Raw genomic sequence first — 20,827 nt, 5'->3', positions numbered from 1 at the left:
TTATTTAGGCAGTAATTCATTCGGAGTACATCCAAAAAACTTTTTAAAAACTTTGCTAAAATAATTTGGGAAAGAGAAACCTGTCATATAAGCTACCTCACTTACATTATATTTTCCTGTTTTTAAAAGTTCTGCAGCTTTATTCATACGTACTTCATTTATGAATTCTGCTGGAGACTGATTACTAATTTCTTTTAGTTTACGATAAAAAGTAGAATTACTCATCCCAACAGCATTACACAATATTTCTATAGAGAATTCAGCATCTGACAAATGTTCCAAAACAATTCCAGCCACTAAATTCACAAATGCCTGATTCTGACTATCCACCAAAGAAGTATCCGAATCAAATGTCTTCAATATATTTTTTCTTAACACAGATTTATTCTTCAACAGATTCTCAATGCGAGATTGGAGTACTAATATGTCAAATGGTTTCTCAATATATCCATCAGCACCAGCTTTATAACCATCTATCTTATGTTCATTTGAAGACAAAGCAGTCAGTATGATAACAAGCACCCCTTGCCATTTGGGTGTCGATTTTATTTTCTCACAAAGTTCAATACCATTCATTTCTGGCATCATAAAATCAGTAATTACAATATCTGGTAGATTATTCTCAATACATTTTATGGCCTCTACCCCATTAGACGCCGAATCAACATGGTAATATTCACCTAAATTCTGTTCTATATAAAGTAACAATTCCGGATTATCCTCAACAATTAATATCTTCGCCCTTTCTCGATCCTCATTAGCATGTACCGGAAATGGAATTTCCAATTGTTCCACATAGTCAACCAACTGTTCTGCAAAATGTTTTCTACCCAATGGCAAAGCTAGAACGAAAGTAGTCCCTTCTCCTTCTCTGCTTGAGAATGTTACAGTACCATTATGTAATTTCAAAAGCTCATTTACAATAAGCAATCCCACTCCACTCCCTGGAATTTTTGAATTTACAACATTAGAAGCTCGATAATATTTCCGAAAAATTATTGATTTCTGGTTCTCCAGAATTCCGATACCAGAATCTCTTATTTCAATAATATAACTATCTGCATCTACTCTGGCTTTTATTTCAACCTCACCGTTTTCGGGTGTATATTTAAACGCATTGTCTAACAAATTATATAATATTTTCTCGAATTTGTCCATATCGAACCAAAGCCAGGTGGTCACCTCAGGTAGTGTCACCAAGAAATTAATATTCTTTTTCTGTACTATCGGGGCAAATGTCTTTGTAATAGACTCTATAGTAGCTTCAGCCCGGTATTTGCCAACTTGCAATTTGACTTGCCTGGAAGAAGCCTTTTCAAATTGTAATAATTGATTAACCAGTTTCTCCAGACGTTCCGAATTTTTAATAGCTATATCCAATTCTTTATCCAGTTTTTCATTAAGCACTACTTCTTTCTTCATTTTGGAGAGAGGCAACATTATCAACGACAATGGAGTCTTGATATCATGTGCAATACGCACAAAAAAGTCCATTTTTTCCTTCGCTTGGCTGACTACAATTTGGTTTCTATAAAACCTCATTATCAATCGTATCAGCAAAAGTACAATTAAAGCATAAATCAAATACGCTATTGGAGTAGACCACCAAGGTGAACCTATTACGATGGCAATTGCTTTTTCATTATAGCTTCCACCTATTGGAGCAGTCCTCACCTTAAAAACATAACTTCCAGGACTTAAATTTGTATAATAGGCAGAAGTTCTATCTGTATAAGCATTCCATTCTTTCTCAGCACCTTCCAGTATCCAAGAATACCAATTCTGCTCTATTCGAGAAAAATTAATAGCAGCAAAATCAATAGAAAAAGTATTTTGGGTATAATCAAGTTCTATTTTAGAGGTCAAATCAATGCTTTGTTCAAGAAGCCCTCCTTTCTCTTGAGGCTTTACAGAATGGTTGAATAATTTAAAATCAGTAAATATTAAAGGGGCTAATACTGATTCACGATTTACGGATGATGGATCGAAAATTGTACAGCCATTAAAACCTCCAAACAATAACTTCCCGTTTTTTAACGAGGCACGTGAACAATACAAAAACTCACGTAATTGCCCATGAGCGACATTTCTTGCAGAAAAGCTCTGTAAAGTAAAATCATTCCCATTTATACAAGTTAAGCCCATTTGTGTGCTAACCCAGATATTACCTAAAACATCCATCAAAAGGCAATAACACACATTAGAAGCCAGTCCGTTGTCTATACTGAATGTAGTGGTTTCTTTAGTATCTATATCTTGACAAATGACTCCTAATCCATCCGTTGCAAACCATAACCGTCCTTTTTCATCTTCCAAAACACTATAAACCATAATATGCTTATTCTGATTCTTTGGTGAAAAGACGTTTTCCACTTTACCACTTTTTTTATTTATCTTTTGTACTCCTCTGATACCACTTACAAGTATATCCCCCGAGCCAGTCTCAGTTATGGCGCGAATACGACTATTTATCCCATACAATATCAGTTGCTGGGATGCACTATTATAGCAACTAAGGTTCCCGTCCTCTCCCGAAATCCAAATATCCTTATCACGATCCGTATATAATACAAATATATCATCTGATGTTAAGGAGCTATTGGTGGTTGTTATTTTACGCTTAATATGCAGGTTTTTATCACAAACTGTTATTCCTCCGGCAAAAGTTGAAATCCAAATATCTCCGTTCCCATCTTCAGTGATAGACATGGTAGAATTAGAACTGAATTTAGAATCCGTCCCACTATTCAAATGCCGCCATTGTTTTGTTATTGGCGTGTATATGCTTACTCCTTCTTTGGTCCCAAACCAGATATTACCATCCGTATCTTCATAAATAGCCCGTACCATATCATTTGAAAGACTATTCTTATTATTAGAAAAATGTTGTATAGTATGAAAGGGGGATATATGAGGATCTATACAATTGATTCCTCCTCCAAATGTAGAAATCCATAAACGGTTCTTATTATCAGCAAAAAGAGACTGAACTCCACTATTAGACAATGACAAATCACTATCATTGACTTTTATTGTATACAACAATTCCAAGTTCAAATCACAGAAAACAAGTCCAAAACCATCAATAGCTATTACTATCTTATTATTATAGCTTTGTATATCAAGCACCCGATAATTATGGGTAATCATATCCCATTTAGGTTTTATGACTCTTCCATCAGATTTTATCACATAAATGCCCTTTGTATAAGTTGCCAACCAAATATTTCCATATCCGTCACTCTTTATTTTCCGCAAATCAAGCCCGTTCAATAAAGGATTATTGAATTTTTCATCAGACATCATATTAACTATCCGATCCGTATTCAATTGCATAAACAAAAGGCCTTGATGAGTAGCAATAAGAGAAAATCCGTTTGATAAAGGCATAAAAGAATGTGCTCCAAAAGCCTTATCTACACTGTTTAATTTACGCAGTGCTATATTATAATGATACAATTCATTACTGGTTACTACATATAGGTTCAATGAATCTGTTACATGAAGCTCCATTGCTTCTATAAAAGTATTCTTTTTATCAGAGATAGAAAAAGTTTCAATAAAAGTATCCAGCTCCTTGCTATAAAGAAATAATTGATTACGATTCATAGCCCAGAGACGACCAAATTTATCATTCTGAACCAACAAAAAACGATTATCATTATTCCCCGTTACCCCTCTCATATCAAATACATCGTATTGTTTAAAAAAGGTTCCATTATAACTTTGAATTCCACATTGAGTTGCAATCCAAATAAGTCCATTATCACTTTGAGTTATATTACGTACAATCATACTACTCAGACCATCATTCACCGTAATAGTTCGTAACTCCTGAGAATATCCTCTAATAAGAAAAAAGATATTAAAACAGATTATACTAAATAAGATACGCATAACTCTATTCCTTTTCTAATTATATAAAAGCTATATGCAAATATAACATATTAATTAGATAAACATCGCTTCATTCTTTTTAGAAAAAGAAAATATTTCAAGCTAATACACTATATACAAGCATATTAGACCATATACCATACATTCTTTTGAATAAAAAATCTCATTCTTTGAATAAATAATTTCCATTCTCTTTCTACTTCCTTAAGCTCTGAATAGAATATATCTGCACTTGAATAAATTATCCCCTATCATATAATTCATAGTCCCTACTTTTGCCTGTGAACAGACAGAGTATGATTCTGGCAAACGGAGATATATCCGAGGACTTCCGCCCCTCTAAGTAAACTTCTCCCCGAATATAATCATGTCACTTTCTAATTAATAATCTATAAATCATAAATGCGGAAAATAAACAGAAAAGAGATTAACTATAAGAGAAGAAAGGCAGAAATATAAATTACCTATATTTGCCTTACCCCATAAAGGGAAACTATAAATCTAATATTTATTAATGCTGGTTCATCAGCAAAACACATTATTCTTATGACGCACACACTTTGTTATCTAAGCAGAATCTTTCACTCAAAAGAGCTCAGATTCTATCTGGTTATTGTATGTCTATGCCTGCCCTTATCCGCAATGGCACAAAGCAAAATTACCGGGAAAGTAATTGATACTGCCACTGGAGAAACTTTGATAGGAGCTAACGTACAAGTAAAAGGCACAGGAAAAGGTACAATAACGGACATAGAAGGAAACTATTCGATAAATGCATCTTCTGATGACAAACTGATATTCTCATCCATAGGATACATTACACAAGAAGTTTCGATAGGAAAAAAGACTATTATAAATGTGAATATGATAACTGATACGCAAACTTTGGATGAAGTAGTCGTTATCGGATACGGAAGTCAAAGTAAAAGAGACATTACAGGTGCAATTGGTTCAATCAACAATACGACTTTGGAAAGGCAAAATACACAAACAGCTGCCCAAGCTCTAATAGGTCAGATAGCAGGTTTGAGTGTAGTACAAACCACAGGTAATGTCGGAGTAGATCCTGTAATCGAAATACGCGGTATGAATTCTATTGATAAAGAATCATCACCTCTAATTGTGATTGACGGAGTGTTCGGTGACATGGCTGCCTTCTCAGCATTAAATCCATCAGACATTGCTAAAGTTGATGTGCTAAAAGATGCATCTTCAACAGCTATATATGGTTCCATGGGAGCAAATGGAGTAGTTCTCGTTACAACCAAAAGTGGTAGTGAAGGAAAAAATAAGATTAATTATTCTGGAAGTTATGGCATCAGAGTACCGGTTCGTATTCCTAAAATGATGAATGCACAGGAATTTGCCAAAACCCTTCAGGACGCTACCGACTATTTCGGATATACTTCCCGCACACTCGGTCCCGAAGAACAAGAATGGGTAGATTCCGGCAATTCTACCGACTGGTTAGATCTCGTCCTTGGCAATGGAGTACAAACACAACATACTCTCTCACTACAGGGGGGAAATAAAAACGAAAATCACTATATTTCATTAGGTTATTCCAATCAAGAAGGAAATATCAAGCCGGAGAAGTTCGAACGTTATTCATTATCCGGAAAAATCAACGCCAAGGTCGGCAAGATATTCGAAATGGGCGCAGCACTCAATGGAGCATTCTCCGAAAATAAAAAAGGTGGTAATAATGAGATTATCCGTTCTGCATTTCGCCTTCGCCCCACCGGACGTGCTTTTGATGATGAAGGGAATCGTATCTTTTGGCCTACCAGCACCGACTCACAGATTCCTAATATTTTATATGAGTTAGATAATTCCAAAATAGAAACCATGCGTGCCAATGTATATGGAAATGTTTTTCTGTCGGCCACACCTCTAAAAGGACTTACATTAAAATCATCCTTTATGCCCAGTATAGCTTATACACGTTATGGATTTTATATGGGACAGTTGACAAAAATCAATGTCGGCAAGAATCCTGCCTATGTTAATCAATATAATTCATTTAACTGGGCATATGTGTGGGACAATACCATTAATTATAACACCCAATTCAAAAGCCATAAATTCAATATAATGGCCGGCTACAGTGTTAATGAAAAATTCTATGAGCGATATGACTCTGGAGTAAAGGGACTTACTTTCAACTCGCTTTGGCATAATATGGGAGCAGCATCTGAATTAACAATGGTAGATAGCGACTATACGCGTTGGACCGTTTTGTCTTATTTGGCACGTATCAATTATTCATTCAAAGATAGATATTTATTAACATTGACAGGACGCTACGACGGTGCCTCCAATTTAGCTCCCGGACACAAATGGCAATTCTTTCCTTCTGCAGCTATAGCTTGGCGAATCAGTGAAGAAGAATGGATGAAAAGACTAAATATATTTGACAATTTAAAGCTCCGTTTGAGTTATGGTACTTCAGGCAACAACAATGTAGCACCTTATTCGGCATGGCCTACATTAACAAAAGTCGGATATGACTTTGACGGAACAGGCGCTGCGGGGTATACAGCTAATCTAGCTAACAAAGCGTTAACATGGGAAAAAAGTGATGAAATCAATGTGGGACTCGATTTTGGAATATTGGGCAACCGTATATCTACCACTATTGAATTTTACAATAAAAAAACCAGTGACCTGATATTAAAGCAAAAACTGCCTATTCATACAGGATACGATAATATTGTATCAAATATTGGAGCTGTGAGAAACAGAGGTATTGAGATAACATTAAATACAGTCAATATTAAAACTAAAGACTGGTCTTGGGTGACCAATATCAACTTTACGCGAAATCGTAACAAGATACTTGAACTCTACGGAGATAATGAGGATGATATAGCTAATCAATTGTTCATTGGGCAACCTATCAAGGTTAACTATGCGTATAAATACCTAGGGATATGGCAAGAAGGAGAAGAGTATTATCAGAAAGCTAAAGCCGGACAACCCAAAGTGCTAGATGTAGACCAAGATAATGCGATTACAGCAGATAAAGATATGATGATAATAGGAACTCCATTTCCAAAATGGATTGGCGGTATGACTAATACTGTTACTTACAAAAACTTAGATTTATCCATTACAGCCTATGCACGCTATGGTGAACAAAAATTGAGTTGGTTCCACAATAGCCATACAGATATGAGTATGCGATATAATGTGGCAAAAGAGTGCTTTGGTAACTACTGGACCCCCGATAACCCGAATGCCGAATGGTGGGCACCAGGTTCACAAGCCAATGCTGACTGGCGAAAATCAAAACTATACATGGACTGCTCATTCCTCAAAATCAGCAATATTACATTAGGCTATGAATTCAGTAAAAAACTATTGAATAAAATTGGCATGACCCGCCTAAGAGTATATGCTACCGTACAAAATCCTTTTACCATAACAAAGTACAATGGTTTTGATCCGGAATGGGCAGATACAGCCATAACAGGATTAGATTCGAATTCTACCGGATTTGCTTCTACAACTTATACCTTTGGCGTAAACATCGGATTTTAATAATATTAAAAAATAATAGATATGAAACACTATAAATTTATCGCTTTATTAATTTCGGCTTGTATGGCATTTTCCTGTACAGGAATGCTTGATGAAGATCCCACTCATCGCGGAACAGCAGAAACCTTTTATTCGACTCCTGATGGTCTGAATGCCGCGGTTATTGCCTGCTATTCTTCCTTACGGTTGGTTCATAAAGATAAAACCCTATATATGACCGGAACCGATATTATTTCCAATTCTGCCAGCAGAATTATCAGTACCAATTCTGTATTCACTTCTGTCAATGAATACGGACAGGATTTAGACGCTAACAACAAAGCTGTTTACACTATGTGGCAGAACTTATATAAAGGTATTAACATCTGTAATCTGACTTTAATCAACGGGCAAAAGACTGTTCCCGACGAAACGATGAGCGAACAACTTAAACAAACCAGACTGGCTGAGGCTACATTTATCCGCTCATTATATTATTATTATCTCGTACAACAATTCGGAGACGTACCTTATATGACTGAACCTGTATCAGAAGTCATAACGACAGCTGAACGGACCCCTGAAGAAACCATTATGAATGATATTATAGAAAAAATGGAAGAATCTATAAAATCCCTTCCAGAAAACCCTGAAGCGTGGGGAAGAATCACTAAAGAAGCCGGATTAACTTTACTGTCCAAACTATATCTGGCCCGCGGATACAAAACCTATAAATACAAAGATGACTTTTCAAAAGCCGCCCAGTATGCAGATGAAGTAATTAATTCACAAAAATATGCATTACTTACCGGTCCTGATGGATTTGAAAAACTATTCTGGTATAATCGAGGATCCTATAATAATCCAAAAGGGATTATCCCTGTACAGACCAACAATGAAAAAAATAGTGAAATAATCTTTTCCATACAATTTCATGACCAACAAAACGGCTCTATTTTTGATGAATCAATTGGTACAGCTAAGACCAACTACGGAAACAATTCTCACTATATCTTCAGAGGATATTCTTCATTTCCGGGAATGGATGACCGCCCACTGCACATAAATTACCATCTCGGAAGTTTATGTGAGACCCCCTTTATCTATTATCTTTACGGTTATGATGGCAATATGTCACGATATAAGGAATATAATGCACAGAAAACAGATCAAGTTTTTGATTTCAAAGGCAGCTATACTTTGGATAAACGATTTGATGGTACATTTGATCGCTTATTTATCACTGCTGCCAATGTAAACGCTTCAAAATTGCAAAAAGCTGGACGTATTACAGCATTGAACCGTAAGACAGCATCGTATACAATCAGTGCCGGAGATACTTGCCTCTTTATTCCCCGTCCTGGAGAAAGATGGCCACAGGACAAAATTGATGCTTCCCGCTACACAGTGGTCAATGATGATTATTGGTATTACGGAAAAGTCGATATGCCCATTGCTGGCGGAAATACAGAAACAACAGATGCTTTGGCCGTTCGTCCATTCATAAAAAAATTTATGGAAGAGGGATTCTACTATGAATTTACTGGTTCAAGAGACATGTTTATGTTCCGTTTAGGAGAAGTTTATCTTCTTGCAGCTGAAGCCTATCTGCAAAGTAACAACCTGACAAAAGCTTTAGAACGTGTCAACACAATCAGACGTAGAGCTTCGGGGGCAAGAGACTTAACAATCCCATCAGAATTAGATGTAACATCCAATGATCTGGACATTGATTTTATTTTGGACGAGCGGGCTCGTGAACTGTTTGGTGAAGAACTCCGCTGGTTAGAATTAAAACGTACAGGAAAGCTTGTAGAGCGTACTTTACGTTGTAATATGCAAGCTGGGCATGAAAATGCTAAATATCTAAATGAAAATCATAATTTACGTCCATTACCCTACCAATGGTTTATCCGTTTATCCAACCATGACGAGATTAAACAGAATCCTGGTTACTAAATCTGAGAAAAAAATTAAATAATATATAGTATGAGAAAAATTAAATTCTACTCTCTATTTATATTTCTGGTTGCATCACTTCAAATATGCGCACAAAAGAAATACGCATCCCCTAAACCTCGCCTATTTCTTACAATACAGGATATAGACAGAGCCAAACAACAAGCCGCTACCGATATTTCCGTAGCACCCAGCATAAAGAAATTAAAAGCAGATTTGAAAGTAAACGCTCAAAAATGGCGGAAAGACTTTCCGGCTAAAAATAGCGGATATACGATGAAAGAGCTTTTCAGTAAAGCAAAAGAAAAACCAAGCAGACCTGAATTTTTAACGGAAGCAACAGCCTTTGTCCTATTTCCTACCGAGGAAACCGCTCAGATACTGAGAGAGAAGATTCTTGTAGAATTAGGAATAAGAAAAGCCCTTGGCTCTTGGAGACAATTAGGGATTCACGAAAGTGAGCGTCTATTACGATTCATACAAGCTTATGACATTGTATGTGAAACCGGACTTCTGTCAGAAAAGGAAAAAGCATTGTGCAAAGAAGAAATTCATAATAGTGCTCGCTTTTTAGAAGCTTGGACTTTAGAAAATGATCTGAATGTAGTTTATCAAGGCCAAACATACTGCTTTAATATTAAATATTTTCCTGCTATAATGCTGGGATGTGTAGCAATGTACTATCCTGACTTTGAGGAATCACCGGCTTGGTTAGCGAAAGCTCAGGATGAAGTAATCCGTTATTTCTATACAGAAAACTTCCTGGACGGTGCATACGGAGAAGGCTCTATACATTACTTTCATCCTGTAGCCAACGCTATTATCAACTTTATATATGCAAGCCGTAATACCGGACATGCAGACTACATGAAAGATCATGCTTTCAAAACAGCATTCAGCAATTTCATGCATTGGAGAATGAATCTGACAGCTCCTGATGGGAGAAAAGTCGCCATTGGTGATGCCAAACGTTCTTCATATGGCGCCGACTATCTGGAGCAAGCTGCTACCTTGTTGAACGATCCGGAATTAGCTTGGTGCGGGCGTCAGATACTAAAATTATGCAATAAAGATTGCTTTCTATCTCCTTTTGAGCTACTAACTGTAGATCGAAGTATTGCTCCGATAGAACCAGCCAATCTTTCGGCTAACTATATATGGAGTGGATACAACGTATATCGTTCTTCGTGGGAAGAAGACGGAAACTATCTGATGTTTAAATGGGGGCCAACTTTTGCCGGAAGACGGGAAATCGAACGCTATGCAGTTATTGCAGGGCACGCACACGAAGATTGTATGGAGATAGAAATGCATTATAAAGGTATCCCCATGTTAGTGGATGGAGGATACAGGGGAGTATATGCTAATTATGATACTTATGGCGGATATTGGAAAGCCACCATTTCACATAATACCGTAGGTTTAGGAAACGCTTATGGTTATAATCGTACAGACGGGAAATACCTGGAACACGTTCAAAAGCACGGAAAAGAGTTCCGTTATGAGAAAGAACAAAAAAATATTTCACAGCAAACGACACGACTCTTATCATATGGAGATGTGACAGATGCAACCATGACGTCCGCTAAAGCACAAACATTTGACGACGTAACCCATCAACGTACCGTACTCTGGTTCCGTGACAGTTCTTTAACCTTAGTCTATGACTGTTTGGAAAGCGATTATGAACAAACTTATGAATGGTATCTCAATCCTATAGGGAAACATTTGGAAACTAATAATGCTTATACTTTCGGGGATAATAAAGCAAAATTGGATGTAATACCACTAAGCAAGAATCAGACAATTAACATCATTAGTCAAGGAACAAAAGGATTACCAGAGTATTATCACGCTTTTCGCGATAATTTTGCTCCAGAACCCAGTTGGGATGGTCCGAATGCCAGATGGCAATACTATAGTTTAATGACTGAATCTCAAAAAAAGAAAAATGCTATTTTCTTCAATATGCTCATTCCTTACCAAGGAACCAATCCTTATAAGGAAGAAAAATTTGGAGAATCCGGCTATCGTTTTGCATCTGCCCAAGAAGAAATCTGTGTAATTTCCAAAGAAGAAAACCCTGTACTTTCCACAGATGGTTTATGGAGCTTTACCAGAAAGAAAAATAACAAATTAGTAAATTATGGTATTCAGCGTGGTCATATTTTAAATAGTAATCAAAGTGAACTGATAAAAAGTCAACTGATTAGTTTGCCATGGACTGATTTGTACGACCCCGCAATCACTGCATTAGTAAGTTTGGACACCCAACGCGCATCCTTTGTACTTGATCCTGATCCATGGAATGAAAGATTACTTTTATTCAATCCCAAGTTAGAAAAAGACAAAGAGCCAGCATTACCTATAGCCGTCAAGGTTAGCTTTAAAGTTCATAAAAAACCGCAAAAGATCGTCCGGTTACGTTCCAATAATCAAATGCCCGAATTAGAGAATGAAATATATGATCAAAAAATCAACAAAGGAAAATTCTTTACCGGAAAGAAGAACTATGATGTGATTGAAAGTCGTATAGGCAGAGAAATACTTAACTTCGACTATGATGAGAAAGAGCAAATAGTCAGTATCATCCTGCCACATGGTTTCAATCAGATTGTTTGGGAATAAACATTTTTTTAAACTGACATTATACATAAATCAAACTTATATGAAAAGTAAAAATATTCTTTTTATACAGATAATGATATTGGCGCTAACAACATCCTGTAACCATTCACCTCAAAATGTAACCCAATCGTGGGTAGATTCCATTGCAAGATATGGTAGTGAAGAATTTATGCCTGCCGAAAAATACAAATGGGGATGGGGAGAGGCAGTTATGCTAAATGGATATGTTCACCTTTACAACAATAAACCCAATGAGAAATATAAAGATTATATCCGTACAGCTATGGATATTACTTATGATGCAGCTAATGGTCATCACCCTAACGCTGTCGCTTCTGGTTTAGGAATGGCTTTTCTAGCCAGGCAAAAGGATGATGATAAATATCTGGAAAAGGCTAACCAAATATTCATTGATTATAAAAGAATTCCGGTTGCCTTAAATGGCGGGGTATCACACAGACCCAATACTATTGAATTATGGGACGATACAGTCTACATGATTGGTATATATCTTAAAGAAATGTATCAACTTACCGGCGATACAAAGTATTTAGATATCTGGATGGAGCAGTTTCTTGCCCACAAAGAAAAGTTACAGGATGAAAAGTGGGGTTTATGGGTACATGGTTATGATGATGACAATGAAGATTTTGACGATAATTGTTGTCAATACGGTTGGGCTAATATGACTCCCGAAAGAAAAAGTATAGAATTTTGGGGAAGAGGAAACGGATGGATCATTATGATGATCAGCGATTTTCTACAAATCTACCCCAAGGGCTCCCAGGAGTATCATTTTCTGGCAAACGAATTGAAACGTATGGTGAATCCTCTCATTTCTCTCCAAGACAAAGAAACAGGTTTATGGAGACAACTTCCCATACACACAGATATTCCTGAAAATTATTTGGAAAGCACATGTACCGCTATGTTCGCTTACGGTATGTCTGTAGGAGTCAGATTAGGAATTTTGGATGAAGAGGCATATATAAACACCATTCAGAGAGCTTATCGAGGTCTTAGGAAAAATGCAATGAAGCAAGAAAGAGCTTATTTAATACCTACTCGTGTATGCTTGGGAACCTGTATCGGAGATCCGGAATACTATTACAAACGTCCTACCGGAGAGGGAGTAGATTATGCCATTGGAATCTACATCATGTTCGGATTGGAATACGAGAAACTAACGAATAACATAACTCATTCATAAAAGAATTATGAGACTGAAATTAATAATCATGCTCCTTTTTGCCACTCTGTCCGCTACATGCCAGAATTCTTATGATTTGGTTATAGTAGGAGGCAATCCCGGAGGTATTATGGCAGCTGTACAAGCTGCCCGCCTCGGGAAAACATCCGTCATATTAGAACGTACAGAACACATAGGAGGACTTCCTGCCAACGGTCTAGGAGCAACTGATATAAATACCCGTGGAGCCACAACCGGCTTATTTCTGGAGTTTGTCAACAGAGTAAAGGAGCATTACACGAAAACGTTTGGTCCCATTTCCAGACAAGTAATTGATTGCAGCGATGGATATCATTTTGAACCATCCGTAGCTGCCAAAATTTTTAATGAAATGATTCGGGAACAAGACTCTAAAATTACCGTACTAAAAATGCGCCAGTTTGATTCTGATCCTGCCCATATAAAGATTGTCGATAATAAAATAAAAAGAATAACCATCCAAAACAGATTAACCGGTGAGACTGAAGAATATTTTGGAAAAATATTCATAGATGCAACCTATGAAGGAGATCTCGGAGCCGCAGCAAACATTCCTTTCAGGATTGGAAGAGAAGGTTATAATGAATTTCAGGAAATTGGAGCTGGAAAAATCTACAAATATTGGGATGGTCCGACAGGATCAGGCAGTAGCTTCCAAGGTGACAATGCTGTTCAATCTTATAATTATCGTTTATGCCTAACGAATAATCCGCAAAATGGAGTTCCATTCCATAAGCCGGAAAATTATAATAGAGAAGAATATCTTTCTCTGGTGGAAGATGTCCTTTTAGGAAAACATACTGGAATAGAAATGCTGTCCGTAACAAAAAAAATGCAAGAAGAGAATAAACAAAGAATTCTCAAAGGAGACTCTACGAATATCCCCGGAGATATTTGGGGAATTAAGAAACTAACGAATATGGTTACTCTCCCTAATTCTAAAACAGATGCCAACAACCAACATCTGGCATTTATTTCCACTGACCTTCCCGAAGAGAACTGGGGATGGGCAACCTCTTCTTGGGAATGGAGAGATAAATTTGCAGAAAGACTCAAAAACTATACTTTAGGCCTACTATGGTTTGCTCAGAACGATAAAGCATTACCACTTTCATTCCGCAAAGCCGTAGTACGCTGGCAATTTGCTAAAGATGAATATACGGATAATGCAAACTTTCCACGACAAGTTTATGTACGAGAAGGCAGACGATTTGAATGTTCCTACTTTTTCACAGCAAAGGATGCGTTACCTATGGAAGACAAACGGCCTCCTATCTTTCCCAATAGTATTACAGCCAGTCATTATGCCCTCGACTCACATGCTGTGAGAAAGAGAGAAAACGGCAAAATCCATTTGGATGGTTTTTTAAGCTATCCATCAGTCCCTTATACTGTTCCTTGGGGAGTTATACTTCCCAAAGAAGTGGATAACCTCCTGTTACCGGTTGCAGTATCCGGCTCACATATCGGATTCTCCACACTCCGGATGGAACCATGTTGGATGGCTTTAGGACAAGCAGCAGGTGTAGCTTCTTCCATAGCTATTGAATCAAACTGTAAGATGAAAAATATATCTATCGAACTGTTACAGGACATATTGCTCGATAATAATGCAACTCTCATCTATTTCGATGATTTAACTCCTCAGAATCCACATTTTCAAATGGTTCAATATTTAGGCATACGAGGCTATCTTCCTGAATGGAGTGCCTGTTTAAATGAAAAAATCAGTCAACAAACCTTGGAGTTTTGGACAAGGAAATCAGGAATACAGCTCAAGGCTGAAATAGGGAAAACACTTCGTATAGAAGTTCTTAAAGATATATACGACATGCTTAAAGGCAACACCAATCCTCCCAAATATTATAGTAAAACCCACTAAAAAAAATCTATGAGCAATATTAGACTTTTAATGTTTTTTATCACCTATACACTCCTATGTAACCATTCATCGGGGCAAAACAACACTCCGCAGTTACATACAAACAGCATTGATGAAGTCATATCAGCTATGAGTCCGGAAGAGAAAGTTTATATGGTCATAGGAAACAACAATAATGTTTGGCGTAAAGTACAGGGAGTTGGTTCAACCTGGCAATGCGAACGCCTTGGTATTACACCGGCCATTCTGGATGATGGCCCCGCCGGGTTACGTATACCTCCACAAAGAGATGGTGACTCCCACACCTACTATTGTACAGCCTTTCCTACTGCCACAGCTCTGGCGGCAACATGGAATACGGAGTTGGTTAAAGAAGTTGGGCTAGCTATCGGAAACGAAGTGCTAGAATATGGCTCGGATGTCCTATTGGCTCCCGCAGTAAATATCCAAAGAAATCCGATGTGCGGTCGTAACTTTGAATACTATTCAGAAGATCCGTACTTATCTGGTTATATAGGTAGTGCCATGGTAAAGGGCATACAAGCCAATGGAGTAGGAGCCACGGTTAAACATTTTGCAGCCAATAATCAGGAGACCAATCGAAAAGATATAAATGAAGTTATTAGCCAAAGAGCCCTCCGCGAACTCTATTTGAAAGCATTCGAAATCATTGTAAAAGAAGCATCTCCATGGAGTATTATGTCATCCTATAACCGAATAAACGGTTTCTACACCTCTGAAAACAAAGATCTGCTTACAACCATTTTACGTAATGAATGGAATTACCAAGGTATAGTAATGACGGACTGGGTATCAGGCGATGATGCGGTAGCTCAAATGAGGGCAGGCAATGACCTTATAAATCCAGGCTTTCCAGCTGAATATGCCCACTACCATTACAATGAATTATTATCAGCCTTAAAAGACAAGACGCTGGATGAAGATATATTAAATAGAAATATCCATCGCATTCTATCTTTTATAAAAAAAACTCCCCGATTTAATGGCTATATTTTCTCTTCCACACCAAATCTGAAAGCACATACACAGATTGCCAGGAATACTGCAAATGAAGCCATGGTCCTTTTAAAAAATGAGCAAGAGACTTTACCTCTAAAGAAGACAAGAAGCATAGCTTTATTTGGTAAAACATCCTACGAACTGATTACCGGAGGCACAGGAAGTGGCGAAGTAAATTACAAGCACGCTGTATCCCTCAAAGAAGGACTGAAAAAGAATAAATACAACTTATCTCAATCCGTAGAAAACTTGTACTTAACTTATCTTGATTCAGTACGCCATACGGATTCGAAAAATAAATATGTCACAATGAATAGTGCAGAAAAGGTTATAACAAAACAATTCATTCAAAAAGAAGTATCACAGAGCGATATCGCAATAATCACAATAGGACGTATTTCAGGTGAAGGTGAAGACCGCAATCCCGAAAATTATTTTTCATTATCTGAAATAGAAACTCAATTGATAAAAAATGTCTGTGATGCATATCATGCAGCAAATAAAAAGGTCATCGTTATCCTGAACATTGGTGGAGTAATTGAGACTGCAAGTTGGAAAGATTATCCTGATGCTATTCTATTGGCCTGGCAAGCTGGCCAGCAAGGAGGCAATGCCATTGTTGATATATTAAGCGGTAAAGTCACTCCATCCGGAAAACTTCCTGTATCTTTCCCCATTGCATATAGCGATGTTCCTTCTTCTTCATTTTTTCCCGGTATCCCCCAAAAAGATCCCATAAATTCATTTTATAATGAAGGAATCTATGTAGGTTATCGCTATTATGAAACATTCAATATTCCTACATCTTATGAATTTGGCTATGGCCTTTCCTATACCAACTTCGAATATTCTAATATACAATTAGACACCGATACCATCGGAAATATAAAAGTTTGCGTAACTCTCAAAAACATTGGAAGGAAAACAGGAAAAGAAATAGTACAACTCTACATTTCAGCCCCTACCACAGAAATAGACAAACCACTCTACGAATTAAAAGCATTTGCAAAGACTACATTGCTAAAACCTCAAGAAAGTCAAATTGTCTCTTTCTTATTATCGGCAAAAGATCTGGCATCTTTTCAAAGTGGCATTTCATCTTGGATAGCGGATAAAGGGGAGTATATACTTTCAATAGGAGCCTCTGTGAAAGATATACGCCAAAAAGTATCTTTTCATCTCCCTTCCAGCATTCTTGTCGAAAAAGTCCATGATGTTTTATATCCCAATTTCTCAATTAAGGATATGAACAGTACAAGCCGCAAAGTATTAAAAGAAATCCCGCCCAAACGCCCTACCAAGAAGATACCTCATGATTTTTTGTGGCATTGGTAACTTGGCTCACCAGTAGTTTAACTCAGATAAATAGAGCCTTCAAGTATGGTCATAAAAAAAGGCTATCTATCCCAGACAGCCAATCTTTTGTTAACCTTAAATCTAATACTATGAAAAACACATTGCAAAGATACGGACTTTGAGGATATCTCCAAATTTTCAGGTCCAGACAGGGGCATTTATAACATGGTTTAATAGAATAAAGAAGGTTGTTAACTATTCAGATTCGTTATGTTAACGATTAACATAATTCAGATAATATGTTAAAGAAGGGATCTAATAATGCTTTTTACTTCCCAAGAATCATTGCTCTTTTTCACCTTCAGCCTCCAAATCTTTGATTTCTCTATTTAGAAAGACGGATAAGATAGTTCTCAGAACGACTATACCACCCAAAATTGCCAGTTCATTCAAAGTTGGTTCCAGTACGGTTTTTAAGATATCTGATGCGATAAGAAATTCAAGTCCAAGTAGCAAATAAGTTCCGAAAGTAGCCCGTAACTTCCGGATATTGGTAGTTGAGTACTTGCCCGTGAATCTTTTGAACTCATTGACCAGAAAAGAAATTATCCCAATTAATGCCCCATAAGTGACGATGAGAAGACTTGTCACACTAATTATAGTGGCTAATGCATTTAAGAACGTAGTAAGCATGTCGATTGAAGTTTATTAATATAACATCGTAAAAAGCTTTAATGTTTGAATTTTAAGGAAATCCCACTCAATTGCACAAAAAGACAGCAATTCTGAATGATATTCCATTCGCAGAGACTCAGATTTCACCTATTTTTGCACAAACAAAGAATTAAGGTTATAGAAAGATGAATAAGCACACATTTTACAGCTATCTGATTTTAGGAATATCATTCGCTTTTGTTTTCTCGGCACAGGCTCAGAATAAGGTATCTGCACCGATGAAGGATGTCAACCAGGTGATTGACAATACACTGGACAGTTTGAATAAGGCCCGTACAGCAAGACCTGTAGCCGGTTCAAGCCGGAAAGGAAATAACCCCATTCTGTTTCTGGTGGGTAATTCTACCATGCGTACCGGAACCTTGGGAAATGGAAATAACGGCCAATGGGGTTGGGGATATTATGCCGGTGATTATTTCGATTCAGACCGGATTACCGTAGAAAACCATGCATTGGGAGGAACAAGTAGTCGTACTTTCTACAACCGTTTCTGGCCGGATGTTATAAAAGGGGTCAAAGCAGGCGATTGGGTGATCATCGAACTGGGACATAATGACAACGGCCCTTATGACAGCGGGCGCGCACGCGCTTCCATACCGGGAATCGGTAAAGATAGCCTGAATGTAACCATCCAGGAAACCGGAGTGAAGGAAACTGTATATTCCTATGGAGAATATATGCGTCGCTTCGTGCAGGATGTAAAGGCGAAAGGTGCCCACCCTATCCTGTTCTCACTGACTCCCCGCAATGCTTGGGAAGATAAAGACAGTACAATTATCACACGCGTCAACCAAACTTTCGGCCTGTGGGCCAAACAAATAGCCGAAGAGCAAGGAGTACCTTTTATAGACCTAAATGATATCACCGCATCCAAGTTTGAGAAATTCGGCAAGGAAAAAGTGAAATATATGTTCTACTTAGACCGCATCCACACCAGTGCCTTCGGGGCAAAAGTGAATGCAGAATCTGCAACTGAAGGTATCCGAAACTATGAAAGGTTAGAACTGGCCAACTATTTGAAACCGATTGAGCAGGATACAATTACCGGTTCCAGCCGGAAAGAAGGATGCCCGGTGGTATTCACTATCGGTGACAGTACGGTAAAGAATAAAGATGATGATAAAGACGGTATGTGGGGATGGGGAAGTGTAATAACTGAGATATTTAATTCAAAGAAGGTATCTGTAGAAAATTGTGCCATGGCCGGACGCAGTGCCCGTACTTTCTTGGACGAAGGGCGCTGGGACAAAGTGTATAATGCACTTAAACCGGGAGATTTCGTGCTCGTCCAGTTCGGACATAATGACGGAGGAGATATCAATATCGGAAAAGCCCGTGGCGAATTACACGGTTCGGGAGATGAAAGCAAAGTCTTTCTGATGGAAAAGACCGGAAAATACCAGGTAGTCTATACTTTTGGCTGGTATCTCCGCAAGTTCATCAGGGATGCACAAGAAAAAGGAGCAATCCCGATTGTATTAAGCCACACGCCCCGCAATAAGTGGAAAGACGGACAAATAGAACGCAATAGCGAGAGTTACGGTAAATGGACACGTGAAGCGGCAGAAGCAACCGGAGCCTGCTTTATTGATCTGAATAAAATATCCGCAGATAAACTCCAAAAGATGGGGCCCAAGAAATCAGCTGTTTTCTATAATACAGATCATACACATACATCTTTGAAGGGGGCGCGAATGAATGCTCAAAGTATAGCCGAAGGATTAAAAGTTACGGACTGCCCGCTGAAGAAGTATCTGAAATAAAAGCGATACGGAAACATTGCAGATGTGTCTGAAATCAAGAACTGAGAATAGAAAAGAAAATAGACAAGGTTAATTAATCCAAAAGAATAGCTTCATCAAACAAATAATCACTTCTTTTGCTCCCGTCAAAAAACAAAACCGGACCATAAATGAGCAATAAGATTGATATAAAAACCTTGGAGGCTTTACGACAAGATAGCCATGAGGCCTTCGAGGAGGTTTTTATCACTTATTATGGTAAGACAAAAGCCTTTATACAGGGCTACATCAAGTCGAGTCCGGATGCTGAAGAACTGACAGAGGATTTATTTGTAAACCTCTGGATGAACCGCCACTCTGTCGATATCTCCAAATCATTTGATTCTTACCTGCATACAATTGCCAGAAATTCTGCCATCAACTTTCTGAAACACAAATATGTAGAGGATACTTATCTGAGTAATGTCCAGCAGCAGGAATGTAGTTCTACTTCGGAAGAAGATCTGATAGCCAAAGAACTCGGATTACTAATAGACGACACGGTAGAAAAAATGCCGGAACAACGGAGAAAGATATACATGCTAAGTCGTAACGAGGGCCTAAGCAATGAAGAGATAGCCGTACGACTGAATACTACCAAGAGAAATGTGGAAAGTCAGTTAAGCCTCGCTCTGAAAGAGATACGGAAAACTATTTCACTTCTTCTTATTGCTGGCATAATGGTTTAGTAATGAGCTATATTCCCATTAGGACTGAACATACTTCCCACTACGACTGAAGCCACTTCCCACTACGACTGAACTAGTGTTCCACTACGACTAATCTTAGTGGAACACCAAGTACACTGTCACACAGGAAGTTATATTCTTCAGTTCACTCCTATATAATGCATATCCGGAAAGAAATGAGTTAAATGAT

Annotated in this window: 10 protein-coding genes; 8 read left to right on the top strand and 2 right to left on the bottom strand. The window is 37.7% G+C overall.

What is annotated here, in order from left to right; all coding sequences use genetic code 11:
- The gene (locus BN161_RS10885; protein ID WP_044265949.1) at nt 1-3,897 is read right to left on the bottom strand and encodes a hybrid sensor histidine kinase/response regulator transcription factor; all 3,897 of its coding nucleotides are present in this window, start codon (nt 3,895-3,897) and stop codon (nt 1-3) included.
- Nucleotides 3,898-4,539: 642 nt separating this feature from the next.
- Here BN161_RS10885 and BN161_RS10880 point away from each other — a divergent pair.
- Genes BN161_RS10880 through BN161_RS10855 form a run of 6 tightly spaced genes read left to right on the top strand, consistent with a single transcriptional unit; the run spans nt 4,540 to nt 17,471 of the window.
- Complete coding sequence (locus tag BN161_RS10880; RefSeq protein WP_167332518.1) at nt 4,540-7,440, top strand: SusC/RagA family TonB-linked outer membrane protein; 2,901 nt, start codon at nt 4,540-4,542, stop codon at nt 7,438-7,440.
- Nucleotides 7,441-7,461: 21 nt separating this feature from the next.
- On the top strand, nt 7,462-9,378 hold the full coding sequence (locus BN161_RS10875; protein WP_081743675.1) for a RagB/SusD family nutrient uptake outer membrane protein: 1,917 nt from the start codon (nt 7,462-7,464) through the stop codon (nt 9,376-9,378).
- Between the two features lie 30 nt (nt 9,379-9,408).
- Entirely contained in the window at nt 9,409-12,006 is a 2,598-nt protein-coding gene (locus tag BN161_RS10870) for a heparinase II/III domain-containing protein (RefSeq protein ID WP_044265946.1), read from the top strand.
- Nucleotides 12,007-12,046: 40 nt separating this feature from the next.
- Nucleotides 12,047-13,216, top strand: a complete 1,170-nt coding sequence (locus BN161_RS10865; RefSeq protein ID WP_167332517.1) for a glycoside hydrolase family 88/105 protein — start codon at nt 12,047-12,049, stop codon at nt 13,214-13,216.
- Between the two features lie 7 nt (nt 13,217-13,223).
- A complete protein-coding gene (locus tag BN161_RS10860) occupies nt 13,224-15,116 on the top strand; it encodes an FAD-dependent oxidoreductase (protein WP_044265943.1) in 1,893 nt (630 codons plus the stop codon).
- Nucleotides 15,117-15,125: 9 nt separating this feature from the next.
- On the top strand, nt 15,126-17,471 hold the full coding sequence (locus BN161_RS10855; RefSeq protein WP_081743674.1) for a beta-glucosidase: 2,346 nt from the start codon (nt 15,126-15,128) through the stop codon (nt 17,469-17,471).
- 303 nt (nt 17,472-17,774) lie between these two features.
- On the opposite strand, the gene BN161_RS10850 is transcribed toward BN161_RS10855, so the two are convergent.
- Complete coding sequence (locus tag BN161_RS10850; RefSeq protein WP_007209486.1) at nt 17,775-18,125, bottom strand: DUF1622 domain-containing protein; 351 nt, start codon at nt 18,123-18,125, stop codon at nt 17,775-17,777.
- A 167-nt stretch (nt 18,126-18,292) separates the two neighbouring features.
- Between BN161_RS10850 and BN161_RS10845 the strand changes: the two genes are divergently transcribed.
- Nucleotides 18,293-19,930 (top strand): rhamnogalacturonan acetylesterase, encoded by a 1,638-nt coding sequence (locus BN161_RS10845; protein ID WP_044265939.1) that lies wholly within the window; start codon nt 18,293-18,295, stop codon nt 19,928-19,930.
- A gap of 149 nt (nt 19,931-20,079) precedes the next feature.
- On the top strand, nt 20,080-20,637 hold the full coding sequence (locus BN161_RS10840) for an RNA polymerase sigma-70 factor (protein WP_044265937.1): 558 nt from the start codon (nt 20,080-20,082) through the stop codon (nt 20,635-20,637).
- Nucleotides 20,638-20,827: the final 190 nt, after the last annotated feature.

It is taken from the genome of Bacteroides timonensis, assembly GCF_000513195.1.
Taxonomy (GTDB): domain Bacteria; phylum Bacteroidota; class Bacteroidia; order Bacteroidales; family Bacteroidaceae; genus Bacteroides; species Bacteroides timonensis.
This window is presented reverse-complemented; position numbering and strand designations above follow the sequence as displayed.